12 protein-coding genes are annotated in these 12,169 nt (G+C 67.2%); 7 read left to right on the top strand and 5 right to left on the bottom strand.

Features of this window, described 5'->3' with window-relative positions; translation table 11 throughout:
- Window positions 1-97: 97 nt before the first annotated feature.
- From TFU_RS02805 to TFU_RS02795, 3 genes are all read left to right on the top strand, one after another.
- Window positions 98-583 carry a GNAT family N-acetyltransferase gene (locus TFU_RS02805; RefSeq protein WP_011291008.1) on the top strand — a complete coding sequence of 162 codons (486 nt, stop codon included), beginning with the start codon at window positions 98-100 and terminating at the stop codon, window positions 581-583.
- A gap of 265 nt (window positions 584-848) precedes the next feature.
- The gene (locus tag TFU_RS02800) at window positions 849-1,274 is read left to right on the top strand and encodes an anti-sigma factor (protein WP_011291007.1); all 426 of its coding nucleotides are present in this window, start codon (window positions 849-851) and stop codon (window positions 1,272-1,274) included.
- On the top strand, window positions 1,271-2,074 hold the full coding sequence (locus TFU_RS02795) for an RNA polymerase sigma factor SigF (RefSeq protein WP_011291006.1): 804 nt from the start codon (window positions 1,271-1,273) through the stop codon (window positions 2,072-2,074). The genes TFU_RS02800 and TFU_RS02795 overlap by 4 nt, the downstream gene beginning before the upstream one ends.
- Before the next feature lie 44 nt (window positions 2,075-2,118).
- Here the strand turns inward: TFU_RS02795 and TFU_RS02790 are convergent, their stop codons facing one another.
- A complete protein-coding gene (locus TFU_RS02790) occupies window positions 2,119-2,520 on the bottom strand; it encodes a hypothetical protein (RefSeq protein ID WP_227480999.1) in 402 nt (133 codons plus the stop codon).
- A 111-nt stretch (window positions 2,521-2,631) separates the two neighbouring features.
- Here TFU_RS02790 and TFU_RS02785 point away from each other — a divergent pair, with 111 nt between their 5' ends.
- Both TFU_RS02785 and TFU_RS02780 read left to right on the top strand, forming a co-directional pair.
- Window positions 2,632-3,567, top strand: a complete 936-nt coding sequence (locus TFU_RS02785; RefSeq protein WP_011291004.1) for a diacylglycerol/lipid kinase family protein — start codon at window positions 2,632-2,634, stop codon at window positions 3,565-3,567.
- A 344-nt stretch (window positions 3,568-3,911) separates the two neighbouring features.
- On the top strand, window positions 3,912-4,175 hold the full coding sequence (locus TFU_RS02780) for a WhiB family transcriptional regulator (protein WP_011291003.1): 264 nt from the start codon (window positions 3,912-3,914) through the stop codon (window positions 4,173-4,175).
- Window positions 4,176-4,189: 14 nt separating this feature from the next.
- Here TFU_RS02780 and TFU_RS02775 read toward each other — a convergent pair whose 3' ends face one another.
- On the bottom strand, window positions 4,190-5,755 hold the full coding sequence (locus TFU_RS02775) for a sensor histidine kinase (protein ID WP_011291002.1): 1,566 nt from the start codon (window positions 5,753-5,755) through the stop codon (window positions 4,190-4,192).
- A 164-nt stretch (window positions 5,756-5,919) separates the two neighbouring features.
- On the opposite strand from TFU_RS02775, the gene TFU_RS02770 reads away from it, so the two are divergent.
- Window positions 5,920-6,666 carry a GntR family transcriptional regulator gene (locus TFU_RS02770; RefSeq protein WP_011291001.1) on the top strand — a complete coding sequence of 249 codons (747 nt, stop codon included), beginning with the start codon at window positions 5,920-5,922 and terminating at the stop codon, window positions 6,664-6,666.
- Window positions 6,667-6,801: 135 nt separating this feature from the next.
- The gene (locus tag TFU_RS02765; RefSeq protein ID WP_011291000.1) at window positions 6,802-8,463 is read left to right on the top strand and encodes an acetolactate synthase; all 1,662 of its coding nucleotides are present in this window, start codon (window positions 6,802-6,804) and stop codon (window positions 8,461-8,463) included.
- Between the two features lie 12 nt (window positions 8,464-8,475).
- On the opposite strand, the gene TFU_RS02760 is transcribed toward TFU_RS02765, so the two are convergent.
- The 3 genes from TFU_RS02760 to TFU_RS02750 all read right to left on the bottom strand — a co-directional run bounded on the left by TFU_RS02760 (window position 8,476) and on the right by TFU_RS02750 (window position 11,697).
- Window positions 8,476-8,862, bottom strand: a complete 387-nt coding sequence (locus TFU_RS02760; RefSeq protein ID WP_011290999.1) for a thioesterase family protein — start codon at window positions 8,860-8,862, stop codon at window positions 8,476-8,478.
- Between the two features lie 160 nt (window positions 8,863-9,022).
- Complete coding sequence (locus TFU_RS02755; protein WP_011290998.1) at window positions 9,023-10,345, bottom strand: HD-GYP domain-containing protein; 1,323 nt, start codon at window positions 10,343-10,345, stop codon at window positions 9,023-9,025.
- Window positions 10,342-11,697, bottom strand: coding sequence for an HD-GYP domain-containing protein (locus TFU_RS02750; protein WP_081430445.1), 1,356 nt, complete (start codon window positions 11,695-11,697; stop codon window positions 10,342-10,344). Before TFU_RS02750 ends, TFU_RS02755 begins: the two co-directional genes overlap by 4 nt.
- Window positions 11,698-12,169 lie beyond the last annotated feature (472 nt).

Genomic DNA, 12,169 nt, shown 5'->3' with positions numbered 1-12,169 from the left:
CGGGGTCCGCGCGTCCCGCGGCCGCCCTCCGCATCACCCCTGGTGCGGGGCCGCGTGGTCAGATCGTCCTTCCCGAGTATCCGCTGCGAGGTCTATTGTGATCCGTCCGGCCCGGCCTGACGACGTTCCCGTCATCACCGCGCTGGTCCGCGAACTAGCGGAGTATGAGAAGGAGCCCCAGTCCGCGACAGCCACCGAAGAGGACTTCGCTGCCGCGCTGTTCGGCCCGAACCCGGCGGTCTTCGCGCACGTCGCCGAGCACACCGCCGAGGACGGTTCCCCGATGGTCGTGGGCATGGCCCTGTGGTTCCTCAACTTCTCCACGTGGACCGGACGCCACGGCATCTACTTGGAAGACCTGTACGTACGCCCTGAGTTCCGGGGGCGCGGCTACGGCAAGGCGCTGCTGACCGAACTGGCGCGGATCTGCGTAGCCCGCGGCTACCGTCGGCTGGAGTGGTCGGTGCTCGACTGGAATACGCCCGCGATCGAGTTCTACAAGTCGCTTGGCGCGGTGCCGATGGACGGGTGGACGGTCTACCGGCTCACCGGGGAGGCGCTGACCGCCCTCGGCCAGCAGTGACCCAGCGGGAAGCACCCGGCAGGCTTCCGCTGTCTGCGGGGGGTTGCTGCCGCTGTCCCGGCCGCGCCCGGAGCAGCAATTCCCCGCTCACGGACGTCCGGACACTGATATCGCAAAAATTTTCGCTTTCCCGTGCGGTTTCGGCAGTACCCTCCCGATTGTCACCGTCCGTGGTCGCCACAGATCAGTGTGCACCTGGCACGGACCAGGGGGGAACAAGATAGATTGCTTACAAGCGGCAATCTCGCTTCCCTTAAGGAGGGACGTGACCAACGACACCGCTGTACCGACGGCGGACGCCATGGGTGTAAGAGACACGGTGACCGTCCGCATGCCCGCGGACAGCGCCTATCTCTCCGTGCTCCGCACAGCCACGGCTGGACTCGCCGCCCGCCTCGATTTCACCCTGGATGAGATCGAGGACTTGCGCATCGGTGTGGATGAGGCGTGCGCGATGCTCCTCACCCAGGCGCTACCCGGTACAGATCTGACCACGGAGTTCGAACTCACCGGGGACGGGATGCGCATCAGTGTCTCGGTGCTCACCTCAGACGGGCGACTACCGGCACGCGACACGTTCGCGTGGACCGTACTCTCGGCGCTGGCCGGTGACGTGGACGCTGTCGTCGGTTCTGATGACCGAGTATCGATCGTCCTGTACAAGCGCCGCAACCCGGTGGAGTCGGTGTGAGTGAAAGGGGGCCCGCTCTGACGGCGCAAACAGAACACTCGACGCCTGACCGGGCCCGTGCGCGGGAGCTATTCGAACGTCTGGGAGAACTCGACCCAGACTCGCCGGAGCGCCAGCGCATCCGGGATGAACTCGTCGAACTGCACCTCCCTCTCGTGGAGTACCTCGCCCGGCGATTCCGTAATCGGGGTGAGTGGCTCGACGATCTCACCCAGGTGGCCACGATCGGGCTCATCAAGTCCATCGACCGTTTCGACCTGAGCCGCGGGGTGGAGTTTTCCACCTACGCCACTCCCACCATTGTCGGCGAGATCAAGCGGCACTTCCGGGACAAGGGGTGGGCGGTACGGGTTCCGCGCCGTCTCCAGGAGCTCAAGCTCTCGCTGACCAAGGCCGTCAGCGAACTGTCCCAGCGGCACGGCCGGGCGCCCACGGTTGCCGAGCTCGCCGAGTACCTCAAGATGTCCGAGGAAGAGGTGCTCGAAGGGTTGGAGTCGGCCAACGCCTACTCCACGGTCTCGCTCGACGCGCCAGACAACGGTGATGAGGACGCTCCCGCGGTCGCTGACTCGTTGGGGATCATGGACGAGTCCCTCGAGGGCGTGGAGTACCGGGAGTCCCTCAAGCCGCTCCTGGAGCGTCTGCCGCCGCGGGAGAAGAAGATCCTGCTCCTCCGCTTCTTCGGCAACATGACCCAGTCGCAGATCGCCGCGGAGCTCGGCATCTCGCAGATGCACGTGTCCCGGTTGCTGGCGCGCACCCTCGCCCAGCTACGTCAGGCGCTCACCGCTGACGACTGACCTTGCCTACGACCTACCCGCGTCACCGCTGTGACGCGGGTTCGTCATCTCTGCTTCTTCGCCGCGCCCTCCGGGGGGAAGAGCGTGGCGGTCGTCGGCGGGGCGAGCACGAAGAGCAGGGTGAGGACCGCAAACGCCCCCAGCCCGAGGCTCAGGTGGACTTGGTCGCTGGTCCACAGGTAGTAGGCGATCACCAGTGCGAAGAGCTGGGTGAGCACGATGGGGGTGCGCGCCCACTCCTTGAGGTGGAACAGGCCCCAGGCGACATAGCAGAGCGCAGCGCTGCCGCCGAAGGCGAACACGGCGAGAGGGAGCGCGAAGTTCACGTCGGTCGCGTTGCCGAGCAGTGTGTTGACCAGGACGTAGCCGCCGAGGATGAACAGCAGCACTCCGAGGAGTCCTTCGCACACTGCCGCGAGGAGAAGGGTGATCGGTCGTCGAGACACGGCTTCACTGTAACCTGCCTCTTTGGTCCCCTGTTCTGCGGGACCTTCGGCGCGCAGCACCGGTCTCCGGTCCACTACCGTGCTGGACGGCAGGGTCAATAGACTGGCGGCGTGCGCGCGTTGTTCATCGGGAATCCTCAGGCCACAACGGCTACCCCCCGCTCGCGCGACGTCATTGTCCGTGCGCTCGCCAGCGACATGGCGGTGGACACGGTGTTGACGGAGTATCGGGGCCATGCGCGGGAACTGGTGCAGCGGGCCGCTGAAGAGGGCTATGACCTGGTGGTCAGCTTCGGCGGTGACGGGACCGTGAACGAGGTGGTCAACGGGATTCTCGCGCTTCCTGCGAAGCAGCGCCCGCTCTACGCTGCCTTGCCTGGGGGCAGCGCGAACGTGTTCGTCCGTGCCCTGGGCCTTCCCGCCAACCCCGTGGAGGCCACCGGCGCGGTCTTGGAGGCGCTGCACAGCGGGTCACGCCGCACGGTGAATCTGGGGCACATCGACGGACCGGATGGCGGACGCTACTTCACGTTCTGTGCGGGGTTCGGCTGGGACGCGGAGGTGGTCCATGAGGTGGAGCGGCAGCGGCAGCGCGGGCGACGGGCCACCCCCGCCCTGTACACCGCCATCGCGTTGAGCCTGTTCCTGCGCGGAGGGATGGGCGGGGATCCTTCGCTGAGCGTGGAGGTGCCGGGGCGTCCTCCGGTGCGGAACCTGTTTTTCGTGCTGGTGACGAATACGACGCCGTGGACGTATGCGGGGCCGTCGCCGGTGCAGCCGACTCCTCGGTCGCGTTTCGAATTGGACCTGGACGTGTTCGCGTTGACCAGGGTGGACACGATCACGACCGCCAACGTGCTGCGGATGATGTTCTCCGCGAAAGGGGTGCCGCCGCGGGGCCGCGGCTACCGCACCTGGCACAACTGCGCAGAGTTCACAATCCGGTCACAACACCCCAGACCATTCCAAATCGACGGAGAATACCTCGGACACCGACAACAGGTCAATTTCCGATCGGTTCCGAAGGCGTTACGAATCGTAGCTTAAGGCGACATAAAAGCCCAGTTCAGGGCACTTGTGACGTACGCGACACCCTTGATCGCGCTTTAGTGCTCCATCTCTCTTGAAAGCTTCTCTTAACCCTGCCACGCTCAAAGTACCGCCGCACGTTACGGGCGTGTTAACCGTTGGTGCCCAGGCCCGGCTGTCGTGTTTCAGGGATGTCCGCGCCCAGCGACTGCCGGAACCAACGGCAGCCGCCCGTGTGGGGCGCACGAAGAAGGTAGCGGGACCCGTCCAATACGCCACTTGCGACGGATCCGAGCACCCTACTTCGTGAAGTATTTCACAAGTCCGACGCCCCGACCGCCTCACCGTGAGGAGTGACCCGCATGGACTGGCGCCACCACGCTGCCTGCCGTGACGAAGACCCCGAGCTCTTCTTCCCCATCGGCAATTCTGGCCCGGCACTGATTCAGATTGAAGAAGCCAAGGAAGTATGCCGTCGCTGCTCCGTAAGCACCGCCTGCCTTGAGTGGGCCTTGGAAACCGGCCAGGACGGCGGTGTCTGGGGCGGCATGAGCGAGGACGAGCGCCGCGCGCTCAAGCGCCGCCGCGCCCTGCGTCCCGCTGCCCGGTTGAGCACCGCGGTCTGATCTGCCCCCTTGTCTCAGTTGTAGTACTGCACTTCATGGTCTACCGGCAGATCCAACAGGACCTTGGTGCCGCCGCCCTCTTGGGGAGTCATTTCCATCCGGCCCGCGAGTTCGCCCGTCACCAGGGTCCGAACGATCTGCAGTCCAAGGCTACTACTGGTTTCCAGGTCGAAGTCCGCGGGTAGCCCCGTTCCGTTGTCGACGACTTCGATGATGAGTCGTCCGGTACTTCGACGACCGTCGTCTGGTCCCGGCGCTGGCGCCTGACGGCGTACCCGCACCTCGATAGTGCCGGGACCATACTCCAACCCGTGCTCGACCGCGTTCTGCACCAGTTCTGCCAAGACCATGGAGAGCGGGGTCGCCACCAGCGCGGACAGCATGCCGAAGTTGCCGACCCGGCGCAGCCCCACAACCGCCTTGTCGGTGGACGACACCTCCGCCGCCATTTCGATCACCCGGTCGGCGATGTCGTCGAAGTCCACCGTCTCGTCCGGGGTGTGGGAGAGCATCTCGTGCACGATCGCGATGGAGCCGACCCGGCGCACCGCCTCCTCGAGCGCTGCCCGCCCTTCCGGGTTCTGCAGCCGTCGGGCCTGAAGCCGCAGCAGGGCCGCAACCGTCTGCAGGTTGTTCTTCACCCGGTGGTGGATCTCGCGGATCGTCGCGTCCTTGGTCATCAGTTCGCGTTCCCGGCGCCGCAGCTCGGTCACGTCCCGCACCATGACCAGGGCTCCGATCCGCTCCCCGCCGACGATCAGCGGGATGGCGCGCAGCTGCACGGTGGTGCCGCGGGCCTCCACTTCGGCTTCGAGCGGGACCCGGCCGCCCGCAGTCCAGCTCAAGGACTCGTCCCGAGGGTCGGGATCGTCTGCCAGTTCCACGGTGGTCCGGGCCAGCGACGTGCCGACGAGGTCGGTGGCGAGCCCGAGGCGGCGGTAGGCGGACAGGGCGTTGGGGCTGGCGTAGATGACCCGGCCCTCACGGTCCAGGCGGAGCAGGCCGTCCCCGACCCGGGGTGAGCGGACCATGAGCGGGCCCTGGTCGCTGAACGGGAAGCTGCCCTCAGCGATCATCTGCGCGAGGTCGCTCGCGCTCTGCAGATAGGTGAGTTCGAGACGGCTGGGAGTCCGCGCGGCGCTGAGGTTGGTGCTCCGCTGGATCACCGCCACCATGGTCCCCTCCCGGCGCACCGGGATCGTCTCTTCCCGGACCGGGACTCCGCCTGACCAGTCCGGGTCGCCTTCCCGGCAGACCCGGCCCTCCCGCCAGGCCCGGTCGATCAGCGCACGCTTACTCCGCATCGGAGGGGGCACGGGGTCCTCCTCGCCCGGAGTAGCGGGCGCGTCGTACAGGATCGTCTCCACCAGGTCGTCCTGGTATGCGGTCGGACCGGTGGTCGGCCGCATCTGGGCGACTGCGATCCACCCGTTGTCTTCGCGCAGCCGCGTCCACAGCAGCAGGTCTGCGAACGACAGGTCAGCGAGCAACTGCCAGTCGGAAACCAGGGCGTGGAGCCACTCCAGGTCTGCGGTGCTGAGCGCCGTATACCGTCGGATGAGATCGCTGAGGTGAGGCACTCACAAATCATCCCATGAGTGAGGGCATACTCAAGAGGTGCACTTTTCTACCATTGGACTAGACCAGTCGCCGCTGTTGGGGCGGCCCGGCGCAGTGCCGGACCGCCGGCACTGCGAAGATGCGTCCAATGGCGAACTGGCGGGGAGTGGTGGAGGAAAACAACGTGACGGGTCAACGAACTGTTGAGGACAGTCCCCGGGTTCCGAAGTACTACCAGGTCAAAAAACAGCTGTTGCAGTTGATCGAGACGATGCCCGCGGGCAACCCGGTCCCCCCGGAGCGGACGCTGGCGACCCAATTCGGCACGTCCCGCACGACGGTGCGACAGGCGCTCAGCGAAATGGTGGTGGAGGGACGGCTGCTGCGCATCCAGGGCAAGGGCACCTTTGTCGCCAAGCCGAAGGTGACCCAGGTCCTGCAGTTGACCAGCTACACCCAGGAGATGCGTTCGCACGGCCTCCAGCCAGACACCCGGATTCTCGACGTGGGCTACATCAACGCGGATGAGGAGCTGGCCGGGCTGCTGGCGATCCGGCTCGGCGGCCGGGTACTGCGCATCGAACGACTGCGGCTGGCCAACGGCGAGCCGATGGCTGTGGAAACCGCGCACCTGCCCGCACGCCGGTTTCCCGGGCTACGCCGCCGCCTGGACCGGCATGCTTCGCTCTACGAAGCGCTGGCGACCGTCTACAACGTGCACCTCGCGGAAGCGGAAGCGACTATCGAGACGGTGCTGGCTACCCCGAAAGAAGCGCAGTTGCTCGGCGTGGACGTCGGCCTGCCGCTGGTCCTGCACTGCCAGCACAGTTTTGACGACGAGGGCAATCCAGTGGAGTGGGTACGGTCGCTCTATCGCGGCGACCGGTACAAGTTCGTCACCCGGCTCCGCCCGCCGAAGGAGCGGACGTAGGGGCCTGACCCGCACTTCCCCATGGACCGGCACGTGTGAACCACCTCACCCACTCGTGCTACTCGTTGGTAATTTAGTGGGTGGGGCGGCTCCCCCTGCCCTAACCAGCGATACAACCAAGGAGCGTGACGGCCCATGGGCTCCCCCTCGTTCTCCGGGAAACTCACCGGCCACGGCGGCAACCACGCCGTGGAGGTCGCCCGCCACCACGGCGTAGACACCCTCTTCACGCTCTCCGGCGGGCACATCTTCCCGATCTACGACGGTGCGGTCAAAGCTGACCCTCCGATGCGCCTGCTCGACGTCCGCCACGAGCAGACCGCGGTCTTCGCGGCCGAAGCCGTCGGCAAACTCACGCGGCGGGCTGGCTGGGCGGCCCTCACCGCCGGCCCAGGGGTGACCAACGGGGTGAGCGGCATAGCCACCGCGCACTTCAACGGCTCCCCCCTGGTGGTCGTCGGCGGCCGGGCGCCCGACAACCGCTGGGGGCAGGGCCTCCTGCAAGAACTGGACCAGTCCCCGCTGTTCACCACCATCACCAAACGCGCGTGGACGGTCCACGACACCGCCCAGATCGGCCCCGCGCTCGACGAGGCGTTCACCCTCGCCAACACGGCGCACCGGGGCCCGGTGTTCCTGGACATCCCGATGGACCGCCTCTACGACCAGGCCGAGATCACCGTCACCGGACAGGCCGCTGCGGAAGACCGCTCCCCCGACCCTGACGCGGTGGCCGCGGTAGCCCGACTGCTCAGCGAAGCAGAACGGCCGGTCCTGGTGTACGGCTCTGACGTGTGGCTGGACCACGCCGAGCAGGCCGCCTTGGAGGCAGCCGAGGAGTTGGGCGTCCCGGTCGTCACCAACGGCCAGGGCCGCGGTGTGCTCCCCGCCGGCCACCCGCTGCTGGCCACCCGGGCCCGCGGGCTCGCCTTGGGCCGCGCTGACCTGGTCATCGTCGTAGGCACCCCGCTGGACTTCCGGCTCAACCACGGCCTGTTCGGCGGCCGTGACGGCGCTCCCCTGGCCCGGACCGTGCACATCACCGACTCGCCCGCACAGCTCGCCACGCACCTCACTTTGGCGGGAGCGGTCTCCGGCGACCTGTCGGCCATCCTGCGCGCCCTCGCCGAGCAGGCGAAGCCCAAGCGCGAGGTCGCCCAGTGGCGGACAGAAGTGGCCGAAGCCGCTGCGGCGACCGCGGCCAAAGACCGCGAAGTCCTCGACAGCGACGCCTCCCCGATCCACCCTGCACGGATCTACGGGGAGCTCAACCGGATCCTCGACGACGACGCGGTCGTGATCGGCGACGGCGGCGACTTCGTCTCCTACGCGGGCAAGTACATCCAGCCGCGCCGCCCCGGCAACTGGCTGGACCCGGGACCGTTCGGCTGCCTGGGCACCGGCATGGGGTATGCGATCGCCGCCCGACTGGTCCGCCCCTCCTCCCAGGTGGTGGCGCTGTTCGGCGACGGGGCGCTGGGCTTCTCGCTCGCGGACGTGGACACTCTCGTCCGGCACAACCTGCCCGTGGTCATGGTGTGCGGCAACAACGGCATCTGGGGCCTGGAGAAAGCGCCGATGCAACTGGTCTACGGCTACGACGTGCTCGCCGACCTGGCGCCGCAGACCCGCTACGACCAGGTGGTGACCGCGCTGGGCGGCGGCGGGGAGCTCGTCACCGACCCCGCGGAGATCGGTCCGGCGCTGCGTCGGGCCTTCGACTCCGGCGTGCCCTATCTCGTCAACATCGTCACCGACCCGGAGAACGTCTACCCGCGCAAGACCATGGGGGTCTAGGCCCCGCCGGAGTCACTCCCCGGGGCGCAGCCCGGACAGGAAGCGCTCCCGGGGAACCACGACCCGTTCCACGGTTCCCACGGCCACCTGCCGGCCCTCCTGGGTGACGGAGACCTCGAAGACCAGCCGTCTCCCTTCGGCCCGGACCAGGCGGGCCGTGGCCACCACCTGCGCTCCCACCGGGGTGGGAGCGGTGTGCTTGAGGTGCACCTCGGCCCCCACCGACGTGTGGCCGGCCTCGAGGCGGCCGTCGAGTGCGGCGACCGTGGCGGCTTCGGCCAGCGCCAGCACGCGCGGAGTGCCCAAGACGGGGACGTCTCCACTGCCCAGTGCCTCGGCGGTGTCCGCCGTGGTGACCGTCAGTTCCGCGGTACCGGTGAGTCCGGGGTCGATCGCCATGGCCTGCCTTTCTCGTGGTCTGTTGCCGTCCCTGCCGGTAGGGCTCGGCTTCGGCGCTGAGGATAGTGCTTCCCGCAGCGGCCCGCCCTGGGCACCCCGCTCCCGTCGGATCAGCGGGGCGAGGCTGCTTCCCAGCCCGCCTTGTCTGGGCGGCGGGCTGTCAGCCGGACCGCCAGTCGAAGTCTGGACGTTGCAGCACCGTTGCCAGCGCTTCCACCACCACCGGGTCGTATTCGTGCCCGGTGTCCATGCGCAGCCGCTGCAGCACCGCGTCGACACGCTCCTGGTCGGTAGAACCTCCGACCAGGTCGTCGAACGCGTTGGCTACTTTGATGATCCGGCTGCCCAGCGGGGGCGGTCCAGCCTCGCCGTCGCCGAGGTAGGGCTCGCACTGGCGGCGCACCAGCTCCGCTACACCGTCGAGCACCCCGGTCTCCCGGATGATCGCCGCGCCTAGTTCGGCGATGCTGCGCTGTTCCCGGGGGGAAGCCAGCACGGTGGCGCCGCTGGGGATGGGGTCGCGGAGGGACAGCTGACCGATGTCGTGCATGAGCGCCGCATACTCCAGCTCCAGCAGCGTGGACTCCGACATGCCCAGCTCGCGGCCGATCCCCTGCGCCAGCCGGCTGACCCGGCGGGAGTGCCCGGCCTCCACGTAGCCGCCGACCTCGGTCACCCGGGACAGGGCCCGCACCGTCTGCAGGTAGGTGCGTCGGATCTGCGCGAACCTCCGGAAAGCCACCTGGGTGACGAGCAGCGGGGCCGTGAACACCAGCAAGGTGGTCAACCCCATGACGTGGACGGAGAGCGCCATCAGGATGGCCGAGGCTCCCACGGCCATACCGATGGCGACCTGGGCGCGCATCTCGTCGCGCAGGGTGACCCCGAAGCGGGTCCGCATCCGGTCGGCACGGATCGCCGCGGCGGCCACCGAGTCGGCCAGCCACACCACCACCACGATCGCGGCCATGAGGAGCAGGCTCAGCCACCACAGCGGACCGTCCAGGTCGATGTGCCCGATAAGGGGCCGGAACAGCAGGGTGGTCACCGCGATGTTGAGGAACCTGCGGGCGAGGTCGCCCCACTGAGGGTGGCGGCCCACCAGGATGTGCGGCAGCTCGCCCAAGCCCATGCCGACCGCGACCACCGCGACGACCTGCGGACTCGGCAGCGAGACCGGGTCACCGATGATGGTGAAGAGGAAGGCGTACGACATGGCGGAGGCGGTGGCGATAGGCGCGGCTTCCCGGCCTCCGGGCAGGGTGATCCGTGCGAACTCACCGAGCGCGACCAGCACCCCGAAAGCCAGGGCGACCCGCGGCTGCTCGAAACCGCTCACCGCAGTCCACAGCAGGGAGACCGCTGTGCTGACCAGTGCCGCTCCGATCAGCAGCGGCCGGGTCCAGCCGACCGCCCGCCACTGTCTGCCATGGCGGGCACGCTGGGGGATGTGCGACGCGACGGTCGGCGCGCTGTTCATCATCCGGTTGTCTCTTCCACGACTCCGACCGTGAGGTTAGTGTCGGTCTGAGTATCACCGTCTGCGGCGGTTTGCGCAGCCCCTGTCGGGACTGTTTCAGGGGCGGCTTCGGAGGCGCCGACCGGCTGGGCGGTGCAGGGTTCGCACGCGTCCTCGACCGGCTCGACCAGGTCGGGAACCTCCCAGCCTTCGCGTTCCACGGCGCGGACCAGTGCCTCCACCATCCGGGGGTCGAACTGGGTGCCGGCGCACCGGCGCAGCTCTGCGATGGCGGCTTCCGTGCTCCACGCCTTCCGGTACGAGCGGGTGGACGTCAAACAGTCGAAGACGTCGGCCACCGAGACCAGTCGGGCCGCCTCGGGGATGTCCTCGCCCGCCAGGCCTTTGGGGTAGCCTCCGCCGTCTATGCGTTCATGGTGGTGCAGGATGCCGGCGAGCGCCTCGTCGAGGAAGTCGATCTCGCGCACGATCTCGTAGCCGCGCATGGGGTGCAATTGGATCGCCGCGTACTCCTCCTCGGTGAGTTTTCCGGCCTTCTGCAGGATTTTGGTGGGGACGCCGAGTTTGCCGATGTCGTGGAGCATGCCTGCGTAGCGCATCGTCTGGACGCGCTCGGCCGACATGCCGAGCTCCTCCGCGATCATGGCGGCGGCCTTCGCCACGCGCATGCAGTGTCCGCGGGTGTAGTAGTCCTTCGTCTCCACGGCCTGGCAGAGCGTGGCCAGGGTGGCTTCATGGGCGCGCTGTTGGAAGACGTACTGGTCGAACGCCCAGCGGGCGATGAACAACGGGAGCAGGACGAGGAGCACGGCGAAGGGGCCGACCGCTCCCCAGATCGCGGCGATGAACAGGCCGAGCATGGCGTAGCCGATCGAGGAGAGCTCCAGGGTGGCCAGCGGCCGCCACCGCATGTGGCGGGGGCGCTTCAGCCGCAGCTCCCCCAGCGACCACATCAGCCCGGCCATCAGCAGGGTGTTGCATAGCGAGAACGTCAGTACCGCACCGGTGAAGGGCAGGAGGATCCACGGGAACATCTCCGGTTCCGGGACGCCCATCCTTCCGCCCAGCAGTTGGAACACTGTTCCCGAGGCGTATCCGGCGATGACGAACTGTGCTCCGTTGAAGAGCCGCTTGACGAGGTTCTGTCTTCGGATGACCAGCCCTGAGGCGATACCGACGATGGCGGCGCCCACCGGCCCCACCAGGACAACAGCGGCAAGCGAGGCCGCCGAGGCCGGCGAAATCCCCGTCTTGCCGCTGTCGACCATCGTGGCAATGGATTCCGCGATCACGAACAGGATCGCGAGAAGCAGGAGGGTTCCTAGGTCAACCTCGGTGATAGGTCCGAGGAACACTCCCAGGAGTATGGCGGTGGCGGCACCGAGCGCGACAAGACCCACGTACAACCGCGCAGCCACGGGTAGGGCACGCAATTCCCGCTCCTTCTCGTCGTTCTGCAGCCGACCATTCCGCCATGGTTGCAGAGATCCGGATCTACCACCAGGTCCATCCGGTAACCGTGGTAACAAACATGGCTAGGGCAGCCAAGTGCATCATGACACCGTTGAACAACCAGAACATACCTATCCCCGCCTTTCTCGTTCCCCCATGCTTTCGCACTGTAAACGAAGGCATGAAATTTCCTGCCTGAAGGGGATGTGGCGGCCAGTTTAACGCTAATCACGGCGCGATACATTCAATCATCACGAACTCATCCCCTTCGACAGCAGAGAAGCGCGTTTCTTTTCCAAAATGCGGAATTACTAATCTGATTAGTAATTCGCAATGTAACTCTCTGCAATCACAGAGAGGCCGAAAACAAGCGAA

The organism is Thermobifida fusca YX (genome assembly GCF_000012405.1).
GTDB lineage: Bacteria > Actinomycetota > Actinomycetes > Streptosporangiales > Streptosporangiaceae > Thermobifida > Thermobifida fusca.
This window is presented reverse-complemented; position numbering and strand designations above follow the sequence as displayed.